21 protein-coding genes, 1 other RNA gene, 2 pseudogenes and 1 riboswitch are annotated in these 22,352 nt (G+C 36.7%); of the genes and pseudogenes, 18 read left to right on the top strand and 6 right to left on the bottom strand.

Annotated features, from left to right (window positions below; genetic code table 11):
- Positions 1-49 precede the first annotated feature (49 nt).
- Positions 50-856 carry a helix-turn-helix domain-containing protein gene (locus MHI57_RS06995; protein ID WP_340975487.1) on the bottom strand — a complete coding sequence of 269 codons (807 nt, stop codon included), beginning with the start codon at positions 854-856 and terminating at the stop codon, positions 50-52.
- Between the two features lie 208 nt (positions 857-1,064).
- Between MHI57_RS06995 and comGC the strand changes: the two genes are divergently transcribed.
- Genes comGC through MHI57_RS06965 form a run of 6 tightly spaced genes read left to right on the top strand, consistent with a single transcriptional unit; the run spans position 1,065 to position 3,134 of the window.
- A complete protein-coding gene (gene comGC / locus MHI57_RS06990; protein WP_289434092.1) occupies positions 1,065-1,352 on the top strand; it encodes a competence type IV pilus major pilin ComGC in 288 nt (95 codons plus the stop codon).
- Positions 1,289-1,780 carry a competence type IV pilus minor pilin ComGD gene (gene comGD / locus MHI57_RS06985; RefSeq protein ID WP_224935989.1) on the top strand — a complete coding sequence of 164 codons (492 nt, stop codon included), beginning with the start codon at positions 1,289-1,291 and terminating at the stop codon, positions 1,778-1,780. Before comGC ends, comGD begins: the two co-directional genes overlap by 64 nt.
- Positions 1,764-2,063 carry a hypothetical protein gene (locus MHI57_RS06980; protein WP_340975482.1) on the top strand — a complete coding sequence of 100 codons (300 nt, stop codon included), beginning with the start codon at positions 1,764-1,766 and terminating at the stop codon, positions 2,061-2,063. The genes comGD and MHI57_RS06980 overlap by 17 nt, the downstream gene beginning before the upstream one ends.
- A complete protein-coding gene (comGF, locus tag MHI57_RS06975) occupies positions 2,050-2,508 on the top strand; it encodes a competence type IV pilus minor pilin ComGF (protein WP_340975480.1) in 459 nt (152 codons plus the stop codon). Before MHI57_RS06980 ends, comGF begins: the two co-directional genes overlap by 14 nt.
- Positions 2,489-2,884, top strand: coding sequence for a competence type IV pilus minor pilin ComGG (comGG, locus tag MHI57_RS06970; protein WP_224935992.1), 396 nt, complete (start codon positions 2,489-2,491; stop codon positions 2,882-2,884). The genes comGF and comGG overlap by 20 nt, the downstream gene beginning before the upstream one ends.
- A gap of 58 nt (positions 2,885-2,942) precedes the next feature.
- Entirely contained in the window at positions 2,943-3,134 is a 192-nt protein-coding gene (locus tag MHI57_RS06965) for a YqzE family protein (RefSeq protein ID WP_095372590.1), read from the top strand.
- Positions 3,135-3,328: 194 nt separating this feature from the next.
- Here MHI57_RS06965 and MHI57_RS06960 read toward each other — a convergent pair whose 3' ends face one another.
- Both MHI57_RS06960 and MHI57_RS06955 read right to left on the bottom strand, forming a co-directional pair.
- Positions 3,329-4,126: a YqhG family protein gene (locus MHI57_RS06960; protein ID WP_340975475.1), complete on the bottom strand. Its 798-nt coding sequence runs from the start codon at positions 4,124-4,126 to the stop codon at positions 3,329-3,331.
- Complete coding sequence (locus tag MHI57_RS06955; RefSeq protein ID WP_340975474.1) at positions 4,113-5,792, bottom strand: DEAD/DEAH box helicase; 1,680 nt, start codon at positions 5,790-5,792, stop codon at positions 4,113-4,115. The genes MHI57_RS06960 and MHI57_RS06955 overlap by 14 nt, the downstream gene beginning before the upstream one ends.
- Before the next feature lie 263 nt (positions 5,793-6,055).
- A riboswitch (glycine riboswitch) is annotated at positions 6,056-6,151 on the top strand.
- 286 nt (positions 6,152-6,437) lie between these two features.
- Between MHI57_RS06955 and gcvT the strand changes: the two genes are divergently transcribed.
- Genes gcvT through gcvPB form a run of 3 tightly spaced genes read left to right on the top strand, consistent with a single transcriptional unit; the run spans position 6,438 to position 10,365 of the window.
- Complete coding sequence (gene gcvT / locus MHI57_RS06950; protein ID WP_340975472.1) at positions 6,438-7,544, top strand: glycine cleavage system aminomethyltransferase GcvT; 1,107 nt, start codon at positions 6,438-6,440, stop codon at positions 7,542-7,544.
- Positions 7,545-7,565: 21 nt separating this feature from the next.
- Entirely contained in the window at positions 7,566-8,912 is a 1,347-nt protein-coding gene (gene gcvPA / locus MHI57_RS06945) for an aminomethyl-transferring glycine dehydrogenase subunit GcvPA (protein WP_340975471.1), read from the top strand.
- Positions 8,905-10,365, top strand: a complete 1,461-nt coding sequence (gcvPB, locus tag MHI57_RS06940; RefSeq protein WP_095372595.1) for an aminomethyl-transferring glycine dehydrogenase subunit GcvPB — start codon at positions 8,905-8,907, stop codon at positions 10,363-10,365. The genes gcvPA and gcvPB overlap by 8 nt, the downstream gene beginning before the upstream one ends.
- A gap of 289 nt (positions 10,366-10,654) precedes the next feature.
- Here gcvPB and MHI57_RS06935 read toward each other — a convergent pair whose 3' ends face one another.
- Positions 10,655-11,038: a rhodanese-like domain-containing protein gene (locus MHI57_RS06935; protein ID WP_095372596.1), complete on the bottom strand. Its 384-nt coding sequence runs from the start codon at positions 11,036-11,038 to the stop codon at positions 10,655-10,657.
- 311 nt (positions 11,039-11,349) lie between these two features.
- On the opposite strand from MHI57_RS06935, the gene MHI57_RS06930 reads away from it, so the two are divergent.
- The 4 genes and pseudogenes from MHI57_RS06930 to MHI57_RS06915 all read left to right on the top strand — a co-directional run bounded on the left by MHI57_RS06930 (position 11,350) and on the right by MHI57_RS06915 (position 16,932).
- On the top strand, positions 11,350-12,186 hold the full coding sequence (locus MHI57_RS06930; protein WP_224935998.1) for a lipoate--protein ligase family protein: 837 nt from the start codon (positions 11,350-11,352) through the stop codon (positions 12,184-12,186).
- 354 nt (positions 12,187-12,540) lie between these two features.
- Positions 12,541-13,359 (top strand): annotated as a pseudogene (locus MHI57_RS06925) (ribonucleotide reductase N-terminal alpha domain-containing protein); the annotation flags it as partial.
- 319 nt (positions 13,360-13,678) lie between these two features.
- Positions 13,679-15,421 (top strand): annotated as a pseudogene (locus MHI57_RS06920) (vitamin B12-dependent ribonucleotide reductase); the annotation flags it as partial.
- 623 nt (positions 15,422-16,044) lie between these two features.
- Entirely contained in the window at positions 16,045-16,932 is an 888-nt protein-coding gene (locus MHI57_RS06915; RefSeq protein WP_224935999.1) for a patatin-like phospholipase family protein, read from the top strand.
- Positions 16,933-16,988: 56 nt separating this feature from the next.
- On the opposite strand, the gene MHI57_RS06910 is transcribed toward MHI57_RS06915, so the two are convergent.
- A complete protein-coding gene (locus tag MHI57_RS06910; RefSeq protein WP_224936000.1) occupies positions 16,989-17,378 on the bottom strand; it encodes an SA1362 family protein in 390 nt (129 codons plus the stop codon).
- A 310-nt stretch (positions 17,379-17,688) separates the two neighbouring features.
- Here MHI57_RS06910 and MHI57_RS06905 point away from each other — a divergent pair, with 310 nt between their 5' ends.
- The 5 genes from MHI57_RS06905 to ssrS all read left to right on the top strand — a co-directional run bounded on the left by MHI57_RS06905 (position 17,689) and on the right by ssrS (position 20,636).
- The gene (locus MHI57_RS06905) at positions 17,689-18,201 is read left to right on the top strand and encodes a YqhR family membrane protein (RefSeq protein ID WP_224936001.1); all 513 of its coding nucleotides are present in this window, start codon (positions 17,689-17,691) and stop codon (positions 18,199-18,201) included.
- A 106-nt stretch (positions 18,202-18,307) separates the two neighbouring features.
- Entirely contained in the window at positions 18,308-18,736 is a 429-nt protein-coding gene (gene aroQ, locus MHI57_RS06900) for a type II 3-dehydroquinate dehydratase (RefSeq protein WP_095372600.1), read from the top strand.
- A 17-nt stretch (positions 18,737-18,753) separates the two neighbouring features.
- Positions 18,754-19,815, top strand: a complete 1,062-nt coding sequence (locus MHI57_RS06895) for a M24 family metallopeptidase (protein WP_095372601.1) — start codon at positions 18,754-18,756, stop codon at positions 19,813-19,815.
- 28 nt (positions 19,816-19,843) lie between these two features.
- Entirely contained in the window at positions 19,844-20,401 is a 558-nt protein-coding gene (efp, locus tag MHI57_RS06890; RefSeq protein ID WP_095372602.1) for an elongation factor P, read from the top strand.
- 53 nt (positions 20,402-20,454) lie between these two features.
- Positions 20,455-20,636: non-coding RNA, 6S RNA (gene ssrS, locus MHI57_RS06885), on the top strand.
- A 229-nt stretch (positions 20,637-20,865) separates the two neighbouring features.
- On the opposite strand, the gene MHI57_RS06880 is transcribed toward ssrS, so the two are convergent.
- Complete coding sequence (locus tag MHI57_RS06880; RefSeq protein WP_340975460.1) at positions 20,866-22,215, bottom strand: alkaline phosphatase; 1,350 nt, start codon at positions 22,213-22,215, stop codon at positions 20,866-20,868.
- Positions 22,216-22,352: the final 137 nt, after the last annotated feature.

Raw genomic sequence — 22,352 nt, 5'->3', positions numbered from 1 at the left:
AAGTGTTTTAAACACTTTTTTCCAGTGGGGTCACATTAACATTGCGCCTTTAGCGAGACATAAATGCGTCGTCAAAATAAAGCTTGTCCATAAGATTATTGACAATGCCATTAAAATAAGCAAATTTCCCTTTAATCATCTTTGCACCAGACTTTATTTTCATCACAAATTCCTTAAACGCTTGGACACCAATTTCAAGCTCTTGCTCTTCAGTAAAGGCTCTTAAACCGTTCATATGGTCTACTACTCTATTACATTGTTTAACTACCTTCCAGAACTCTTCAATGGCTTTTGCTTCAGAATAAAAATAGCTTGTTAACTCAGCAAAGCTTTTTGGTACCCAATGAGCAATAAAATTTGCAGATGACAATTTAACGCTATTATTACGTTTAGTATTATTAATATTTTGTTTTAAAGAACTAGACTTTGTTTTAATGGTAGGACACTTCTTGGACTTTTTAGCAGGTTGCTTGTTGGTCACTTCTTCTTTTACGGGTAAAATGATAACGGCATTTGCAGTTTGTAACATGTTCTTTTTACGCTTCATTTCCACCTGGCGGATCATACCAAGGTCTACTAATTTTTTCATTAATCTTTGTACAGTTTTATAAGATACTTCTAGCTTTTTAGCAATCGTATTCTTACACATATAGCTCACGCCAATTTGCTTGCAGCTATGACGCTTTAAAATCTCCAATAATGCAATTAGTCTATTCCTTACATCTGCACGCTTAATAGACGCAGTAATGACGTCTCTATAATTACGTACTGCCTTGTTCATTAGTTCGATATCATCAAATGAAGATAAGTTACTATATGATTCTTCTTGTGCAATTACATCAATACGGTTTTTCACGTTAACATCACATCTCCTGGGTCAAGAGCAACGGCCATTCTAGCAAACCGTTGCTAAAAAACCCAAGATGTTATAATATACATCTAAGAGTACAGCAAGTGTTTGCCTATCACTAGTAGGCGAACGGTATAAGGATGGTGGTACATCACTTATACACGTTGTGCTCTTTTTTTATTTAACCAGTAATTCCCTTTGAGGGTTATTACTGATGTTTATTGAAATGATGATTGTCTTGTTAGTCATATCTGTACTTTTAATTATTACAATTCCAAACATCACAAAAAACCAATCGGCAATAAACGAAAAAGGCTGTAGTGCTTATACAAAAATGGTTCAGAGTCAAGTCCAATCGTATGAATTAGCTAATAATAAGCTTCCTGAGTCATTGGATGTGCTTGTGACGGAGGAGTATTTAAATGAAGGTGAAACAACATGTCCGACCGGAGAAACACTTGTTTTAATAGATGGCATTGTGACGGCGGTGAGAGACGAATAAATTTACAGTCAGGGTTTACTTTGATTGAATCATTAATTGTTTGGTCTGTTTTTAGTGTTATTCTTTTTATTACTGCTATAAGCATGCAGCACCAATTTGAAGAGTATGATAATCAAGCTTTCTTTGCCAAATTTGAAGGTGACCTTCTATATGCTCAGCAGTATGCGATTGTAAATCAAACAACGGTTAGTGTTTATCTTTTACCTGATGAGCATGAATATATCTTTTCTAATGGTCGAAATATTTTCCTTCGTCAGAAATATAGTGAGGATTATTTCATTACTAGCGGTACAATGCCATTACATTTCAAATTTTTAAATACTGGGAAAATTAACCGTTTCGGTTACTTGCAAATCAAAAGCTCGCTTAAGCAGTACAAATTTGTTTTTCAAATAGGCAGAGGGAGATTTTATGTGGAAGCATACTAGTGGTTTTATGCTCATTGATTTACTCTTTACGTTATCGGCGATGCTTTTAATCGCCACTCTTTTTATTCCTGTCATGATTCGTCTCTATACGTACACACATATAGAAAATTTGAGATATGAAGCCACTCAAATTTTATATGAGGAAATGATGGACAATGATAGGGTGCTACCTAGGACGGTGAGAAAAGACGAAATGTCATTTCACCTTTTTAACAGTGAGGCTAATAATATTTGTATCTCTTATCTCTATCAACGAGAAGTGATGATCTGTGAAAAGTATTAAAAGAAACGGCTTTACGTTAATAGAAGCACTTATAACTTTAGCTTGCTTTTTAATCATTATGAGCTTTATGCCACTTGTGTTTAAGGTTATTTCCGTTAACGAAAATATTGATGAAAGAAAGCAAAAGATTGAATGGCTCGTATTTATTCAGCAATTAAAAAAAGAAGTACGCGTTGCTGAGAAGATATCATTAGATAATCGAGGAGTGCTCATTTTATTAATAGACAATCAATCTATTAGCTATGAAAAATATGGTGATAAGTTAAGAAGGCGTGTGAATGGGGCAGGGCATGAAGTTGTGTTACAAAAGCTTCAATCCGTTCAATTTGAGGTGAAGGAAGATAACATGGTGCTTATTTATAAAAATATTTTCCAAAAAGAGTATCGGTCTTCTTTTTATCAAATGAAAATAAGGAGTACAAACGGTGACGAAGAAAATGAATGAAAAGGGACTCTTTTATCCTTTTGTATTAATCCTCATTGTTTTGCTTTCTTTTGTGATTACCATTCAAGCAGATTTTTTAATAAGAGAAAAAAGAATCTTGAAATTAAGTAGTATCCTTTTACAACAGGAGTACTATTTTAAACAATCTATTATTTATTTAGATGAACAATTTCATTTGAATGGTGAGCTACCAATAGAAGGGGAGTATTCATTCAATCATGGAACGGTTTATTATGATTTAGAAGATCAAGAAGGAAACCTCATCAAAATCATTCTGGAAGTACAAATAAACGGTGTTGCGAACGTAGAAGCGATTGCGTATTATTCATTGATTGAAAGAGAAGTGGTCAAATGGATAGAAATCGAGAGAAAATAATAGGAATAAATGGTTTATGAATGGGAAAGACTAGTAGCTAAAAAAGCAGGGATGCCAGATGAATTCTAATGATTATGTCAAGTTTATTACTCAGACATTCGTTCAATATATGGAACAACCAAAGTCTGAGAGAAAGAAACAAAGAATAGAAAGAAAGCAAGAAAAAGCGCCTGTTTTATTTAGGTGGTTTGGAATTGTACCTTATCTTTTGTTTTACGGAATGAAAGGAACGAAAAAAAGAAATCATTAATCAAACGACAATCAACAAAAAATATGAACAAACCCCATTGTTGGGTTTGTTCATATTTTTTTAGTATCGATAAGAATATTGGTGCCACCGTTGTAAAAAGAAAAATGAGGAATACGCTAGCAGTATGGTTAAGTATAGGTACTTAAAAAATGTTCCCTTAAGCAATCTCATGAGTCGTCCACGTTAGTTAATGCTTAACTAATCGCTTCATCTGTTAAATAAAATAATCCACCATTAACAATAGAAATATGAACTTGGGGTTCATATTGCTCTTGTAATGCAGTCATTTCGTTTTCGAAGCTTTCTCCTTTTTCATCCGCATCTTCATAGAATCTTTCTAATAATTGCAGGTCCTTTTGCCATCTTAGTCGTGCTTCATTTGCCCATGTGTGATCTTCCTTTTCAATTTCCGACTGTAAAAAATTCGCCACACGCATCACACCACTTTGAGGCTTGATAAATGGTGACAATGTAAAGCTAAAGTCTGGTATTTTAGGAGTAAGTGATAAATGAAGGAGCTTATCATGGAATTGTTCAACCATCTGCCCGTTAATTAAGTGCAAGCCGATTGACTTGAACAAATCTTTTTTACGATCACATTGATAGGATATCCGTAGATTTAGCCCTAGCCAAGGACGTAAGGCAGTTTGCGTTCCTGGTGGGGCCTCGTAATTTTCATACAGACGGATATAACCAGCCAAGTTTTTCGTCGATTGAAAAATTTGATGCAAGCGAGGTGATCCAAAGTGAATAATCTCTCCCTTTATATCATCTGGTGCTAAGGACGGGTTGGTTATAAGTGTAAGTTCCATAGGGTTTGCAACACCGCCTGTTTTCTCTAAATAATGCCAATAAAAGGGACGGTTCATTAATTCCTTGTCTAATTCTACTGTCAACTGAATGACTAAATAGCCTGGTTTATTTTCAAGGATTTCACAATGATTGGCATGAAAGTATCTTAATAGAAAATGGTGGATTTCATGTTGCTGCATGTTGATTTTCCTCCTTTACGGACTCAGCAAATTCAATCATAGATGTTAAATTATCCATTTTTATGCGCATTTCTCCTTCTGAAGCCGATTGCCCGAAAATATCAATTAGGTGATCATTAATACTGCCAAATTGTAGTTTAGTTAAAATATCATCCAATTCGCCAATCACTTTTTCGAAGAGATGGATTTTTTCATACAATAGTTTGAGTACATGTTCTTCTACCGTATCTTTTGTGGCGAAGTTATAAATATGGACATCGTTTTTTTGTCCAAGACGGTGAATTCTACCTATACGTTGTTCAAGTCTCATCGGATTCCAAGGAAGATCGAAGTTAATGATATAACTACAGAATTGTAGGTTGATCCCCTCACCGCCTGCTTCTGTGGCAATTAACACCTGGGCATGGTTTTGGAATAACTCGCGCATCCAATCTTTCTTCCCACGTTTGAAACCACCGCGAAAAGGAACAGACGTAATGTTATGCTGTTTTAAAAACCATTGTAGAAATAGCTGTGTGGCACGATATTCTGTAAAAATAATGACTTTATCATTGATTTGTTGAATGATCTCTAATGCTTTTTGTGCTTTTGCATTTTGTTGGATATTTTCTACTAACCCAATTAACTCTTCCATTTTTTGCTGAAAGGCAACTGAGGGTTGTTCCTGTTTCTTTAACATATTTCTTAAAGTGTAAAATACCGCTTCGCGACTGCTACATGCTTCACGTTGTAAAGTCATAAGTGAAAATTGGCTATCAGTCATCCAATTACCTTCTCTGTGCATGGAAGAAATCGCATCATATAAGGCTCTTTCTTCTTTTGAGAAATGGATGGGAACGGTTTCGACATGTCTTTTTGTCCATTCAATACCCGTATCTTGTCTACGATTACGAATCATTACTTTATTGACTAGTTCCTTTAAACCTTCATCATCATCGAGAGAGCGTGCATTTTTTTTGTATTTTTCATAAAAAGATGTTTCTGTTCCTAAGTGACCTGGTTTTAACAAAGAAACAAGATTAAAGATCTCACTAATTCGATTTTGTATAGGTGTTGCTGTAAGGAGTAAGCAAAATTTCTTTTTTAAAGACTGTACAAATTCATAGTTTTTCGTTTTATTATTCTTTAATTTATGCGCTTCATCAATAATAATCAAATCATAGTTTTGTTCAAAGACTAAACTCCTATGTGGTTCTCTTTTTGCTGTGTCGATTGATGATACGACGACATCACATTGCTCCCACACATAGCTCTTTTTTTGAGCGACAGCTGGGATGAAGAACTTACTGTTTAATTCAATTGCCCACTGAGACACTAAGGAAGCGGGTACAAGGATGAGTGCTTTCTTTACAAGCCCTCTGATCATGTATTCTTTTAATATTAACCCTGCTTCTATCGTCTTCCCTAATCCGACTTCATCAGCTAGAATTGCTTTACCATGCATGTTTTCCACTACTTGTTCGGCAACCTCTAGTTGATGTGGTAGTGGGGTGAGGTTTGATAAATGTTTGTCTACTTGCAGTCCATCAAACGCAGGGATGACCGTTTGATTCTCAACCTCAATGGTAAGCTTGAATAAATCCCAGTTTCCCCATGGTCCATCATTATCAATACGATTTTGAAATTCATCTTGCCAAGTTGCATCAAAATTTATTTGTAAAGTCATTTGCTCTCTCCTTTTTATACGAACGTTATTTTAAATTTCTAAGATAATGTTCGTATTAAGCTTAAGTCTTGTTGAAAAAACATGAGATTTTTAAATAAAAATATTGCTCAAATAATGATAGGATGGTAGGATGTAAGTAGCTTTGAAAGTTGTGAATTTTCAACGCTAAATCTGCAAATACGTACAATACGTCTTTGTAAGCTTCGACTCTCTAAAGCAGTTAATTATAGTATGTGCAAAAATGGAAAAAATTATAAACGCGAATGATAGCAAGGGGAGAGACTGCAGTGCTGCAGCGCCGAAGGAGCAAACAATCATCGTATTGTGAATCTCTCAGGCAAAAGAACACTTGCTTGACGCAACTCTGGAGAGAGCTCAAGGTAATAAGCGAGCCACCAAAGGGGAAAGGCTGCAATATCGCCGTAAACTCTCAGGTGAAAGGACAGAGAATCTGCTCAAATGATCGGTTTTGAGGAGATTCTCTGTCCTTTTTTGTGTGCTTTAGAAAACTTAGCTTCTTTAATGGGTTAAAGTGGAAAGCGTTTAGCTTTCGTCGTAGCATTTGGCGAGAAGCCAAGTACTTCTATGGCTAGTATGCAAATATTCATCTTAGAAAAAAACAGAAATATAAAGGAGGATGAGTGAATGTCACAGTTGAAGAAAACACCACTACATGACATTTATCAAGAGTATGGTGGAAAAACGATTGATTTTGGTGGATGGGCTCTACCTGTTCAATTTTCTAGTATTAAAGAAGAACATGAAGCGGTACGTACTAAAGCGGGTCTGTTTGATGTATCCCATATGGGAGAAATTGAGGTTAAAGGTCAAGATAGTTTACGTTATCTTCAGAAAATGATGACAAATGACGTCGCGAAACTAAAAACGTTTGGCGCACAATATACAGCAATGTGTTATGAAAATGGTGGAACTGTGGATGATTTGCTTATTTATAAAATGACTGAAGATGAATACCTTTTAGTCGTAAACGCAGCTAATATCGAAAAAGATTATCAATGGTTACAAAATCATTTAGAAGGAAAGGTTGAACTTAAAAACCTTTCAGAGGATATGTCACAATTGGCCTTGCAAGGTCCTATGGCTGAGGTTGTTTTACAGAAGATTACAGATGTTGATTTAAGTGAAATTGGATTTTTTAAATTTAACCAAACAGTAAATATAAATGGCAAAAATGCATTAGTATCGAGAACTGGCTATACCGGTGAAGATGGTTTTGAAATTTATTGTCAAAATGAGGATGCAGTCTTTTTATGGCAGTCGATTTTAGAAGCAGGAAAAGAAGATGGAGTTCTTCCTTGTGGTCTAGGTGCCCGAGATACCCTTCGCTTCGAAGCCAATTTAGCCTTATATGGTCAAGAGTTGTCTTCTGAAATTTCTCCGCTTGAAGCAGGTATTGGCTTTGCCGTAAAAGTGAACAAAGAAGAAGATTTTATTGGAAAAGCGGCATTAAAATCACAAAAAGAAAATGGGTTAAGTAGAAAAATTGTTGGGATTGAAATGATTGAACGTGGGATTCCTCGTCATGGTTATGCAGTTTATGCTGACGACCAACGGATTGGTGAAGTTACTACGGGTACACAATCTCCTACTTTAAAGAAAAATATCGGCTTAGCACTTCTGGACAGTCCATACACAGCGCTAGATTCTGAAGTGGAAGTTGAAGTTCGTAATAAGCGTGTCCGTGCCAAAGTAATTGCCACACCGTTTTATAAAAAAGAGAAAAAGAACTAACTAATCAGGGGGAGAGAAGCGATGAAACACCGTTATTTACCGATGACTGATTCTGATCAAAAAGAAATGCTTGAAGCAATCGGAGTCAAAACAATTGATGATTTATTTAGTGATATTCCTGAAAGCGTTCGTTTTAAAAGGGAATATAATATTAAACCAGCTAAAACGGAATCTGCTTTAATGAAAGAATTGATGCTTCTATCACAAAAAAATGCAGATTTAAAAACAAATACTTCATTTTTAGGTGCAGGTGTTTACGATCACTATATGCCAGTTATTGTTGATCACGTGTTATCTCGTTCAGAGTTCTATACTGCTTATACACCATACCAACCGGAAATTTCCCAAGGTGAGTTGCAAGCGATTTTTGAATTTCAGACAATGATATCTGAACTAACAGGAATGGATGTAGCAAACTCATCTATGTATGATGGTGGAACGGCACTTGCGGAAGCTGCTATGTTAGCAACTGGACATACGAAGCGTAAAAAAGTATTGATTTCAAGTACAGTACATCCTGAATCAAAAGCTGTAATTGAGACTTATGCAAAAGGCCAATACATCGATGTAGTTGAAATCCCACATAAAGATGGATTAACAGATATGAGCGCACTAAAAGAAATGATCGGTGATGACATTGCCGCAGTAGTCGTGCAATATCCTAACTTTTTTGGAAGAGTGGAGCCACTTGCAGAATTAGAAGAAATTATCCATGCTCATAAATCCTTATTTGTTGTATCAAGTAACCCACTATCCTTAGGAGCGTTAACACCTCCAGGAAAATTTGGTGCAGATATCGTTGCTGGCGATGCGCAAGTTTTTGGTATTCCAACGGCTTTTGGTGGTCCTCACTGTGGTTACTTTGCCGTGACAAAGAAACTCATGAGGAAAGTACCTGGACGTTTAGTGGGGCAAACGGTTGATGAGAACGGACAACGTGGATTCGTACTCACACTTCAAGCAAGAGAGCAACATATTCGTAGGGATAAAGCTACATCTAACATATGTTCAAACCAAGCTTTAAATGCACTAGCCGCATCTGTTGCAATGACAGCCTTGGGTAGAAACGGTGTCAAACAAATGGCGATAGATAATATTCAAAAGGCGCATTATGCGAAAGAACAATTTAGAAGTGCAGGCTTTGAAATTACTTTTGATGGCGGTTCATTCAACGAGTTTATTATTAAGTGTAATCGTCCAGTTCGTGAGGTAAATCAAGCATTACTGAAAAAGAATATTATTGGTGGTTATGATTTAGGCAGAGATTATAGTGAATTAGCTCATCATATGCTTATTGCTGTAACAGAGCTAAGAACAAAAGACGAAATTGATACATTTGTGGCAGAAATGAGGGATTACCGTGCATAACGAAAACCAGGCGCTCATTTTTGAGCTAAGTAAACCAGGGAGAATCGGCTATAGCCTTCCCGAGATGGATATTCCAGAAGTAGAATTATCTGATTTGCTCCCAGCTGAATATATCCGTCAAGAGGACGCGGATCTACCTGAAGTATCTGAACTTGATATTATGCGTCATTATACAGCTTTATCTAAGCGTAATCACGGAGTAGATTCTGGTTTTTACCCGCTTGGGTCTTGTACGATGAAATATAATCCTAAAGTAAATGAGAATGTAGCACGCTATAACGGCTTTGCTCATTTACACCCATTACAGGACGAAAGCTCTGTTCAAGGTGCAATGGAGTTGTTATATGATTTACAAGAGCATTTAATTGAGATCACAGGAATGGACGAAGTCACTCTACAACCGGCAGCAGGTGCCCATGGCGAATGGACTGGGTTGATGATGATTCGTGCCTATCATGAAGCAAATGGTGATTTTAACCGTACAAAAGTTATTGTTCCAGATTCAGCTCATGGTACAAACCCTGCCTCGGCAACTGTGGCGGGCTTCGAAACCTTAACAGTTAAGTCTAATGATCAAGGCTTAGTAGATTTAGAAGATTTGAGGAGAGTGGTAGGAGATGATACAGCTGCTCTTATGCTAACAAACCCTAATACGTTAGGTTTGTTTGAAGAAAATATTCTAGAAATGGCAGAAATAGTCCATGGAGCAGGCGGGAAACTTTATTATGATGGAGCCAACTTAAATGCCGTTTTATCTAAAGCAAGACCGGGAGATATGGGATTTGACGTTGTTCATTTAAATTTGCATAAAACATTTACTGGTCCCCATGGTGGAGGAGGACCTGGATCAGGTCCTGTTGGGGTAAAAGAAGACTTAATTCCTTATTTGCCTAAACCAATCTTAGTGAAAACAGAAGAAGGTTATACATTTAATTATGACCGTCCACAGTCAATTGGAAGAGTCAAGCCTTATTACGGTAACTTCGGTATCAATGTCCGTGCCTATACGTATATTCGTTCTATGGGTCCAGATGGTTTGAAAGCTGTTACTGAAAATGCAGTACTTAATGCTAATTATATGATGCGTAAGCTAGCACCAGCATTCGATTTACCATATGATAAACATTGTAAACATGAGTTTGTATTAAGTGGAAAACGCCAGAAAAAATTAGGTGTACGCACGCTTGATATCGCGAAGCGTTTGCTTGATTTCGGTTATCATCCACCGACTATTTACTTCCCGTTAAATGTTGAAGAGTGTATGATGATCGAACCAACAGAGACTGAATCTAAAGAAACACTCGACAGCTTTATTGATGCGATGCTTCAGATTGCCAAGGAAGCTGAGGAAAACCCTGAGGTCGTCCAAGAAGCGCCACACACGACAGTAATTGGCCGTTTAGACGAGACGCTAGCAGCAAGAAAGCCAGTATTACGTTATCAAAAGGACTAATATAAAACGCCCTCTACAAATATGTACGAGGTCTAAATAAAACGTGAACAAATTCATTTATGTGTATTTGTTCGCGTTTTTTTTTGCGAAAATCACCCCTAACAGGAGTTTATAATTGTAGATTAAGAACGGATCTTATTCTTCTAAATAAAAAAGATAAGTATATTGGGACTCTTTACGTATGATATAAATGGTTTAACGTGGTTAGTAATATGTAGTTTAGAGGGAATAGAGGCATCATGACGAATGAGAATAAACCACCCGTTTTAAGTCGGGTGGTATGAGAGATTTATTTTTTAGATTTAATTTTTCCGCCCCATTTTTTGAAGCCGCCTTGTAAATGAGAAAGATTTTTGTATCCCTTCCGATACAATAGTTGAGCCGCTCTACCGCTTCTCATTCCGCTCTGGCAGTATAAATAAACAGGCTTATCTTGACGAAGTTCAACAAGTCTTGTTTTTAACTGAGATAAGGGAATATTTCTGGCACCTAAAATATGGCCACCTTCATATTCATTTGGTTCTCGGACATCTATCAATTGCGCTTTACGATATCCTTCTCTGAATTCTTGTTCTGATAATGTTTTTACAATTCTCTTTTGATACAACCTTGTGATTACTGTGTAAACAATAATAGCACCGATTATAATTAATAAAAAATATAGAGTAGACAATTAATATTTGCTCCTTTCAAACATTGCTTACGCCAAGATATATTATATAAGTTTTTCATAGGTTTAGTAAAGGACAAGAACGAGAAAATTGTAATGAAAACTTAATGAAGCCCGCTTTTTTTGCACATTTAGAAAGGTAAAAAATCTTTCCATTAAGCGCTCATCTTTTTAATGCTTCATCAGTTGTAAGGACAAATCATTTTTCTAGACTAGATGGAAAGAAGAATGTATGGCTTTTTTTTCTGGTCGAATTTTGATAGACTAAAATACGCTTAAACGTTTACTAAAAATAGATGTAAAAGAGGGTTATTATGGGGAAGGAAGTATGGCGATTTATCCATTCAGGTATGGGTTCTCCATCATTTAATATGGCTTTAGATGAAGCTTTATTAGATTGGAATAGCGAAGGGAAAATGCCACCAGTGATTCGTTTCTATGGTTGGAACCCAGCCACACTATCTATCGGGTATTTTCAAAAAGTTGATAAGGAAATTAAGCTTGAAGCTGTAAAGGAAAATGGATTAGGTTTTGTTCGTAGGCCTACAGGTGGACGTGGGGTTCTGCATGAACATGAGCTGACTTATAGTGTAATTGTTCCTGAAGAACATCCACAAATGCCGAAAACAGTTACTGAGGCTTATCGTGTGATTTCAGAAGGGGTATTACGAGGTTTTCAACAACTAGGCTTAGAAGCATACTTTGCTGTACCTCGTTCAAAGGAAGAAAAAGAAATGCTAAAGAATCCTCGTTCATCCGTTTGTTTTGATGCACCAAGCTGGTATGAATTAGTTGTAGAAGGTCGTAAAGTAGCAGGTAGCGCCCAAACACGGCAAAAAGGTGTGATTCTACAACATGGATCCATTCTACTTGATTTAGATGAGGATAAATTATTTAGTCTGTTTAAATATTCAAACGATCGCGTGAAAGAAAGAATGCAAAGAGCATTTAGTAGTAAAGCGGTAGCGATAAATGAACTGACGGATCGCACAATTACATATGAAGAAGCAGTAGTGGCTTTTAAAAAGGGGTTTGAAGAAGGACTTGACATCATTCTAGAACCTTACGAACTTAGTGCAGAAGAAATAACTTATGTTGAAAAGCTGGCAAAAGAAAGATATGAAAATGATGAATGGACATTTAAACGATAATAAATTTTTTTCGACTCGCTCTTTTATTTTTAAAAGAGTAGAGTCGAATTGTTTTGTCTACTAGATTTGCGAGAAACGATTTAAAGTGCAAGTCGTAAAATTGGTGAAAATCATTTATTTTATTAACTTAAATAAATAATTGCTCTTGTTTTCGAGTGTTTATCCTCTTTCTTGCATTTGACAAAATAAAAATAACACAATATATAGTGTTATATTTTATAAAGTAGGTACTATATATTGATTATCGAGGTTTATTTATGATAACGTAAGGGTATTCTCTAAAAACAATATAAAAGCATATACGATGTAAACATAAAGAGAAGTAAATTTTTAATGATTGAAGGAGTTGTCGTAATGTCTGTTGCTGTAGGACAAGAATTAAAGTTAAATGTTGAGAGGTTAAATGAGGACATCCGCTTATTTCCACAAGTGCATCCTATTACTCCAGAGATGAAATTAACCCATAAAGGTGTTTCCCGCCTAGTTATGCTTGATAGATATACATTTAAAGATACAGAAAAAGTAACGTTATCTGAAGGTGACTTTGTTGTTCTAACGATTAAGGAGGATCCGAAGTTTCCTGCGCGAGGTTTAGGGTACATTGTAGAGATTGATTGGGAAAATAAAAAAGCAGTTGTACAAGTTGAACAAGATTATCGCGGTGTACTCGATACACAAGAAGAGATAGAAACGGGAATCATTGTACGTTCTTTAGACGTTATAGAGAAGCCGTTAGAAGTGTTTTACGAGCAAATTGCTAAGCGCAATGCCACAGGATTAGCTTCGGTTGAGAAGACTGAAGAAAAACAGAATGAATGGTTTGAGAAGTTTTATCAGGAATTAGCTGATTTGAACTTTATTCCAGCTGGTCGTGTCTTGTATGGTGCCGGTGCTGATACTGAGGTTACATACTTTAATTGCTATGTAATGCCGTTTGTACAAGATTCTCGTGAAGGTATCTCAGAGCATCGTAAACAAGTCATGGAAATCATGTCTAGAGGTGGCGGTGTTGGAACGAATGGTTCGACATTAAGACCGCGTAATACACTAGCGAAAGGAGTGAATGGGAAATCTTCCGGTTCTGTTTCTTGGTTAGATGATATTGCGAAGTTAACACATCTCGTTGAACAAGGTGGTTCAAGAAGAGGTGCGCAGATGATAATGTTAGCGGATTAATTGATGCTGTAGTCCGCGTCATTCAAACCAATGAATGACTAGAAAATCGGGTGAATTGCGGGGATATCCTGTTAAAGGCAAAACTGCTACAACGTGACTGGCAACGGTGAGCGTGAACGCTATAAAAAATGTTTTGCATGGGACAATCCGCAGCCAAGCGCCACTGGGCATAGGTAGTGGTGAAGGTTCAACGACTAGAGAGTGAGCCCCAACAATAAACTCTCAAATAGCGCCCGGCCCCTATAAAGGGTGATGATATAGTCTAGTCCGACTGCTAAGAGCAGTGTAAATATCCTGAAAGGGACGGTAGTTAACGTGGCATCCTGATATTATTGAATTTATTATTTCTAAAATGCAAAATCCAAGAATTCTTCGTTTCTTACTTGAAAATACGGAAGATGAGACAATTAAACGTTACGCTAAGGAAAAACTAAAATTCACTCCATTTACAGAGCAAGAGATTGCCATGTATCAAGGAATAATTAATTATAAAACCATTCCAGGTTTAGGTGGATTTAATGAGAAAATCATTAAAGATGCAGAAGAAAAACTATTAATAGGTGGAACATATGCTGTTCATAATTCTGAATTCCTTACTGGGGCGAATATTTCAGTTTGTTTAACGAAGGAGTTTATGGAAGCAGTTGAAAATGATGGTGAATATGAACTTCGTTTCCCAGATGTAGAGAGTTACGATCGTGAGCAAATGGACAACTACAACAAGCAATGGCATGAAGTTGGCGATGTGCGTGAATGGGAAAAGTTAGGTCACGGTGTTCGTGTATATCGTAAAATTAAAGCAAAAGAGCTTTGGAACTTGATCAATATTTGCGCAACTTATTCAGCTGAACCAGGTATCTTCTTCATTGATAACGCCAATGATATGACCAATGCGAAAAGCTATGGCCAAAAGGTAGTAGCAACAAACCCTTGTGGCGAACAGCCATTAGCTCCTTACAGTGTTTGTAACCTAGCAGCAGTGAACTTAGCTGAAATGGCTGACAAGGAAAATAAAACAGTTGATTTCGCAAAGTTGGCAAGAACTGTTGAGATTGGCGTACGTATGCAAGATAATGTCATCGATGCTACACCTTATTTCCTTGAAGACAATAAAAAACAAGCTTTGGGTGAACGTCGAGTTGGCTTAGGTGTCATGGGTCTGCATGATTTATTAATTTATTGTGAAACAGAGTATGGCTCAGAAGAAGGTAATGTATTAATTGACCAAGTGTTTGAAACGATTGCTACAACGGCTTATCGTGCGTCAGTAGAAATCGCTAAAGAAAAAGGTAGCTTCCCATTCTTAAACGGAGAAACAACGGAGGAAACGAACCGCTTAAGAAAAGCCTTTATCGAAACAGGCTATATGGAAAAGATGCCGGCTGATATCAAACAGGCAATTCTAGAAACGGGGATTCGTAATTCCCATTTATTAACAGTTGCTCCTACAGGTTCAACAGGGACAATGGTTGGTGTTTCTACTGGATTAGAACCATATTTCTCATTCTCTTATTTTAGAAGTGGTCGCCTTGGTAAATTCATTGAAGTAAAAGCAGACATTGTTCAAGAATATTTAGATCGTCACCCAGAGGCGGATCCTGAAAATTTACCAAACTGGTTTATTGCTGCAATGGATTTAGCTCCGGAAGCGCATGCTGACGTGCAATGTGTGATTCAACGTTGGATTGATAGTTCCATAAGTAAAACAGTAAATGCGCCTAAAGGTTATAGTGTAGAACAAGTGCAAAAGGTATATGAGCGTTTATACAAAGGTGGAGCAAAAGGCGGCACTGTATACGTGGATGGCTCAAGAGACTCTCAAGTATTAACTTTAAAAGCTGAAGAAAATTCTTTTGAAGAAGAAGCCTTAGAGAAGAAATCATCCACTAAACAGCATGTTGTCCTTGTTGATACCATCAATGACTTACGTTCAACTGATGTCACTATTGGATCTGAAGTTGGTAACACTTGCCCTGTCTGCCGTCAAGGGAAAGTGGAAGAAATCGGTGGCTGTAATACATGCACCAATTGTAATGCACAATTAAAATGTGGATTATAAGTAGCAAGACTGAAAGGAAAGCGAGCCGAGCTCACTAAATAAAAATATAAGCATGAGCAAATTATCTAGCGAATTTGTTCATGCTTTTTTTTTGTCTGTATAATCAGGAATGGTCGCTAGACGGTTCTAGTTGGAGTTCACGTACAATTGACATAAGATCGTTTGCTTGAACATATGCGTATAACTAGGTCAAAGATAACGAAGCAAAAGAGAATGGCTCGTACATCAAAAGAGTAATCGCCATAGATAGCAGAACAAAAGAGTTTCATCGGCCTTCATGAATATAAAAATTCCTGCCTACGCTGATCATAAAACGTGGGATAAAAAAGAATGCCAGCACCACCAGAAATTCTAATCATCCACATGAAAACTCCCCTCAACACTTCTTCTTCCTAGGGACTTAACAATTAATTTCACTGTCATCATCATTAGCTTCAACATATTGTCCTGGAAGAGTAGTCCGTTTAATAAGGGATTTACCGAGTTCTTTTATGAACAACTGTCAGTTTTTTGATTTTCGCAAAAATCGGACTATTGCCAAGCTCAAGTGATTACAAATGTATTATAATGCTTTTTCTTTTTGCAAAAGGGTGTATGCAAATTAGAATGGGGTGATTGTATACATGGAAATCGATGGTGTTTTTTCAGGAGGGGGCATTAAAGGGTTCGCTCTAATTGGTGCTCTTGCGGAAATAGAAAAACAAGGTTTCCAATTCAAACGTGTGGCTGGAACGAGTGCCGGGTCAATTATATCTGCATTAATTATCGCAGGCTATTCAAGTGATGAGATAGAAAGAATGATGGATGATTTGGATTTAAAAGTGTTTTTAGATAGTAGAAAATCACTTATTCCTATTGCTGTAGCAAAATGGATATTTCTATTTTGGAGTTTGGGATTATATAAGGGAAATGAATTAGAAAAGTGGATAGAAGCTCGATTAGCAGCAAGGGGGATCCGTACATTTGCAGACGTTCCCCCGCTTTCTCTACGCATTATTGCATCAGATTTAACGAATGGGAGATTACTCGTGCTTCCAGATGACTTACCGAAATACCAAATTGACCCGAATCGTTTTTCCGTAGCCAAGGCAGTGAGGATGAGTTGTAGTATGCCTTATTTTTTTGAACCTGTGAAAATCGGTGGTCGTGGCAAGCGTAATAATTTAATGGTGGACGGTGGTGTCTTAAGTAACTTCCCTATGTGGTTGTTTGATAAAGATAATGTAAAGAAAACGAGACCGGTTCTCGGGGTGAAATTGAGTATTAATAATAATGAACAACCACCAAGAAGAATCAAGAATGCAATTCAAATGTTTGAAGCATTATTTGAAACTATGAAGGATGCTCATGATTCCCGTTATATTTCGAGAAGTCATGAACAGAATGTTATTTTTGTTCCTACAGAAGGAGTATTAGCAACAGAGTTTGAGTTAACTGAAGAAGGGAAGAGAGATTTACTGAAACTAGGGAGGGAAAGAGCGAAGGAATTTCTTGCCACATGGACTTATTGAAAATTAGCCTAAAATGTCTCAAATAACGCAATCTGACATTAAAAAAATCGGAGCTCTTATAAAGAAGCCCGATTTTTCTTTTTGCCTTTTTTTCCTTCAATGACTGTTAGATGTACAGAGGTATTTCTTTTTGATTTTTTTATAGAAGTTAAAGTGACTGGCTTACTTCTTCGGTTTGAAGAAGTTTGATTCTCTTTATTTTTAAAACGTTTTTTTGACTTTTTAGCGGCTTGCGCAAATGCTTTTCGCTCACTCTTATTGGGACTTGATGACCCGCTAAGTTTCTGGACGACAAAATAGATGACGACCCCAACAAGCGCCATAATGGCTATACCTCGAAATAATCCGGCTGGGTCTTTAATTAATTGAGAACCAAGCCCAATCATTGCAAGTAAAATAAGTGCGCCAAAAATATATAAGGATTTCCGATTCTTCAAGAAAGCCACCTCCCTATGAGCATGATGAGCATATTTGTAAGCTTTTAAACTTCGAAAGAGCAAAAAACCAATTTATCGTACCCTTTTAAAGTTATCTTACCCAATATTTGAGATTTCAAGCAGTACTTATATAAGAAAAATATTATCTTAGACTATCTTGTACAATCAATAAGATTTTATATATAAATTTCTCTATTTTCACTGTGAAACCCTCTACAAATAGATAAAAAACAAGAAAAAAATACGGATTTTAACAATTTTATGAAAGATGCAATGGTTTCTACCTGCTTTGGACATAATAAGCACGGAGGTGAATCATATGAGTGATAAACATGAATTAGAACAAAACGAACGGGAACAACCATTATCAATGACATCTTTAACTTTTATCACTGGATTTGTCGGAGGTGTTTTTTGGAGTACGATTGGTTACATCGCTTATGTCCTTAATTTAACAGAAGTAGGACCAAGAGTCATTTTAGAACCATGGACAATAGGTGATTGGAAGGATGGTTGGCTTGGAACAGTGATTTCGATTATTTTAATTGGAGCTGTTTCAGTTGTAGCCGCTTATATTTATTATTGGACAATGAGAAGGTTCAAGAAAATGTGGTTTGGTGCCCTTTATGGACTTGTTTTATTTGCCCTTGTTTTTTTTGTCCTAAATCCGATGTTTCCTAATATTGCCCCTGTAGGAGATTTGAAAATAAATACAATTATAACATCTGTTTGCTTATATTTATTGTATGGTGTATTTGTTGGTTATTCCATTTCATATGAAAATGAAGAACAACAAAAGATGAAAGAAGCACAAGAAACGGAAGAAGCTTAAATTGTTAGAAGATTGATTGCTTTTATTTGCTTTATTATAGTGAGTGTTCTCTATTTTGTGATAAAATAGCCATATTGAATATTTCAGTATTCGTAGGAGTGGCGCCATGAAAAAAATATTGCTCATCAATGGACCGAATTTGAATCTTCTAGGCCAACGTGAACCAGGGATTTACGGTTCGGACACATTAGAGTCGCTTGAACATAATTTAAAACAAATAGCAGAACAAAGAAATGTTGCGCTTACTTGTATGCAATCTAATCACGAAGGCGTAATCATTGATCAAATCCATCTGGCGAATAGGAAATATGAAGGTATTATATTTAATCCAGGAGCATTTACTCACTATAGTATTGCTATTCGTGATGCCATTGCAGCCATTGATGTCCCTGTTATTGAAGTACATATTTCCAATGTGCATAAAAGAGAATCATTCAGACATCATTCCGTCATGGCAGCAGTAACAAAGGGGCAAATTGTTGGTTTAGGAATGAAAGGCTATGAGCTTGCTTTATTTGCATTAACAGATGAATAAGAGGGAGAGTAGAAGTTATGACAAAGATAGATAAAATAAGAAATAGTTTTGATCGAGTAGGTATTGATGCTATTTTGATTACGAGTGCTTATAACAGACGTTATGTTTCTCATTTTACAGGGTCTGCCGGTGCTGTTTTAATTAGCAAAAAAGATGCATTGTTCATTACTGATTTTCGTTATACTGAGCAAGCTAGCAAGCAATGTACTGGATATACGGTTGTGCAACATAAAGGAACTATACCTGAAGAAGTGGCATCAATCGTAAAGCAATTAGGTATTAAGAAATTGGGATTTGAAAAAGATTATGTTACATATGCTTCTTACCAAACTTTTAATGAAACAATTGATGCTGAATTAATTCCTGTATCAGGCGAAATTGAAAAGTTACGCTTGATAAAGGATGAATCAGAGATTAAGATATTAAAGGGAGCCGCGAAAATAGCGGATAGCGCTTTTTCTCATATTCTTAACTTTATTCAACCTGGTAAAACAGAAATAGAAGTCGCAAATGAATTAGAATTTTTTATGAGAAAAGAAGGAGCAACTTCATCTTCGTTTGATATGATTGTTGCTTCAGGTGTTCGTGGTGCATTACCTCACGGTGTAGCGAGTGATAAAGTCATCGAAAAAGGTGAGCTTGTTACAATTGACTTTGGTGCGTTATATAATGGATACGTTTCCGATATAACAAGAACCGTTGCCATCGGTCAACCAAGTGATAAGATGAAAGAAGTATATGATATTGTTTTAGAAGCACAGTTACGCGGTATGAAAGGGATTAAAGCTGGAATTACTGGGAAGCAAGCTGACGCTTTAACGAGAGACTATATTTCAGAAAAAGGCTATGGTGAATATTTTGGTCATTCTACCGGTCACGGTATTGGCTTAGAAGTCCATGAAGGACCAGGACTCTCTTTTAAATCTGACATCGTATTAGAACCAGGAATGGTTGTTACTTGTGAACCGGGTATATATTTACCAGGCATCGGTGGCGTTAGAATTGAAGATGATACGATTGTAACTAAAGAGGGTAACGAAAACCTTAATACATCAACAAAAGAATTAGTTATTCTTTAATGAGTGAATAGTAGGAGGAACTTTTTGCATGATTTCAGTAAATGATTTTAAAACAGGTTTAACCATTGAAGTAGATAATGGGATTTGGCGTGTAATGGATTTCCAACACGTGAAACCAGGTAAAGGTGCGGCGTTTGTTCGTTCAAAATTACGTAATCTACGTACAGGAGCTATTCAAGAAAAAACTTTCCGTGCGGGTGAAAAAGTAGCTAAAGCACAAATTGATAATCGTAAAATGCAATATTTATATGCTAATGGTGATCAACACGTCTTTATGGATACAGAATCTTATGATCAAATTGAATTAAGTGCTTCAGCAATTGAATATGAATTGAAGTTCTTAAAAGAAAATATGGAAGTTTCCATTATGTTATATCAAAGTGAAACATTAGGTGTTGAATTGCCAAATACGGTAGTACTTGAAGTAACTGAAACAGAACCTGGCATCAAAGGTGATACGGCCTCTGGTGGTACAAAACCAGCCATTTTAGAAACAGGCTTAAGTGTGCAAGTACCTTTCTTTGTGAACCAAGGCGATCAGCTTATTATTAACACAACAGATGCTTCTTACGTATCTCGTGCTTAATTTTTGCGTTTGATGACTTGTTATTTTCGTGATCTTATAGTAATATAATAATCAACTTGCTGCGTTGTTCGTTTGTATATGAAGTTTCAACCTTTACGTTAATTTAGGGAGCTTAAGATCATAATTGAAATAACATGCCTACATTGTTTAGGACGTTAGGAAGATTATTGCAAGCACCCACCTGGTGGAGCAGGTATGAAACTCCATATAAATCGGCGGCAACAGCGGCTACTTGATTTACTAATGAAGACATTTGAGATGGTTCTCAGATGTCTTTTTTACGTTTCAACCTTTAGAATGACTTCCAAAGAGAGGTTAAAGTAAGTCGAAGTTTACAATAAAATGAAGATAACAAGTAAGTCTTATAAACCCGATTGGTTTACTTTATAAAAGCATGAGTAAAATTTTTTACAACCATCTTAAAGATAAAGGTGGGAATTCCCCCACCTATTATACTTCCATCATTAATCCCATTGATAACCCAATAATTCCGCCATTTTTTTAGGAATATCCGTATTATCCAACATACCATGGAAATGTTCTGCACCTGCACCGTATGCAAATAACGGAACTGGATTGGCTGTATGGCCACCCGCACTGCTTATACTACGGATTTGGTGATTAACGATACCAGTATTATATCTTTCTGAGATAAAGCTACCAAGTTCCCATGCAGCTTTATTTTTTTTGTATACTTTTCCCCGAGCGTTCATTAATCTTGCATTGAGCTGTATACCTTCTTCCTCAGTTAAAACAATCCCAGTATATTTAACTAAATTGTCTACTATGTGAGAGGTAATGAATTTACCATCCTCTCCCTTTTTCGTTTGTGCAAGCACATATTCTGGTGAAGCTTGAATTTTTTTTATCATCTTTCGCTTTAGTGGTTCGGTCGCAGAAATACCCATTGTTTCATGATCAGCAACAACAACTATCAAAGTATCTGAACGGTTATGAGCCCATTCGACGGCCGTTTTCACAGCCTCATCAAATTCTACTGTTTCTCTCCAAACACTTGCTATATCTGCTGAATGGGCTGCATGGTCAATTCTTGCCCCTTCCACCATTAAAAAGAAACCATTTCCATTATTAAGCTTTTGTAGTGCTGTTTTTGTCATTTCACTTAAGCTGGGTTCTGTGCCATCTGTATATTTGCGGTCTATTTTAAATGACAGATGATACGGAGCAAAAAGGCCCAGCAGTTTACCCTCTGTCTGATTGCTTAATAAATCATGTCTATTTCTGACAATGGTATAACCTAACTTCTTTGCTTTTTCTAACAGGGCAGGACCATAAAAAACTTCTCCCCCACCTAACATGACATCAGGGGCGAGTGTGAGTTGTTGCTTCGCAATATCCGCCTGATCTGCCCAACGATTAAGAACGCTTGCTGTGAAAGCGGCAGGTGTGGCATCCGTGATGGCATTGGTGGAGATGATACCAGTCTTTTTCTTTTGCTCTTTAAATAAATCGAGGATGCTTTTTACCTCCTTGCCATCTGGCGTGACTCCGATCATTTCATTATTGGTTTTGCTTCCTGTTGCGAGGGCAGTACCGGCAGCAGCAGAATCAGTTACGACTCGATTAGCAGAATAGGTTTGAACAAGGGCACTAAAGGGGAGGGAAGTCAGAAACAATTGCCCCTCTTTACCTCTTTCCAATTCGCGCGCTATCTCTAGTTGGCCCACCCCCATACCATCTCCAATCATATAGATAATGTTTGTAGGTTTGTTTCCTTCTGCCGTAACAGACGAAGTATTTATTAGTAGTAATAAAGAAAAACATAGCATAGATAAGTACTTTAATTTCCTCACTCATTTCACATCCTCTTTAATAGATTGTCATGTGAATTATTGTCTCTCTTTTAATAATAATTATTTGTTATCTGGTCATACGTTAGATTCATCTTGCATACATTGAGAGTAGAAAAGAGCAAGTCCTATGGAGACAA

Origin of the sequence: Cytobacillus sp. FSL K6-0129, assembly GCF_038007625.1 — a bacterium.
Classification (GTDB): Bacteria; Bacillota; Bacilli; order Bacillales; family Cytobacillaceae; genus Cytobacillus; species Cytobacillus kochii.
This window is presented reverse-complemented; position numbering and strand designations above follow the sequence as displayed.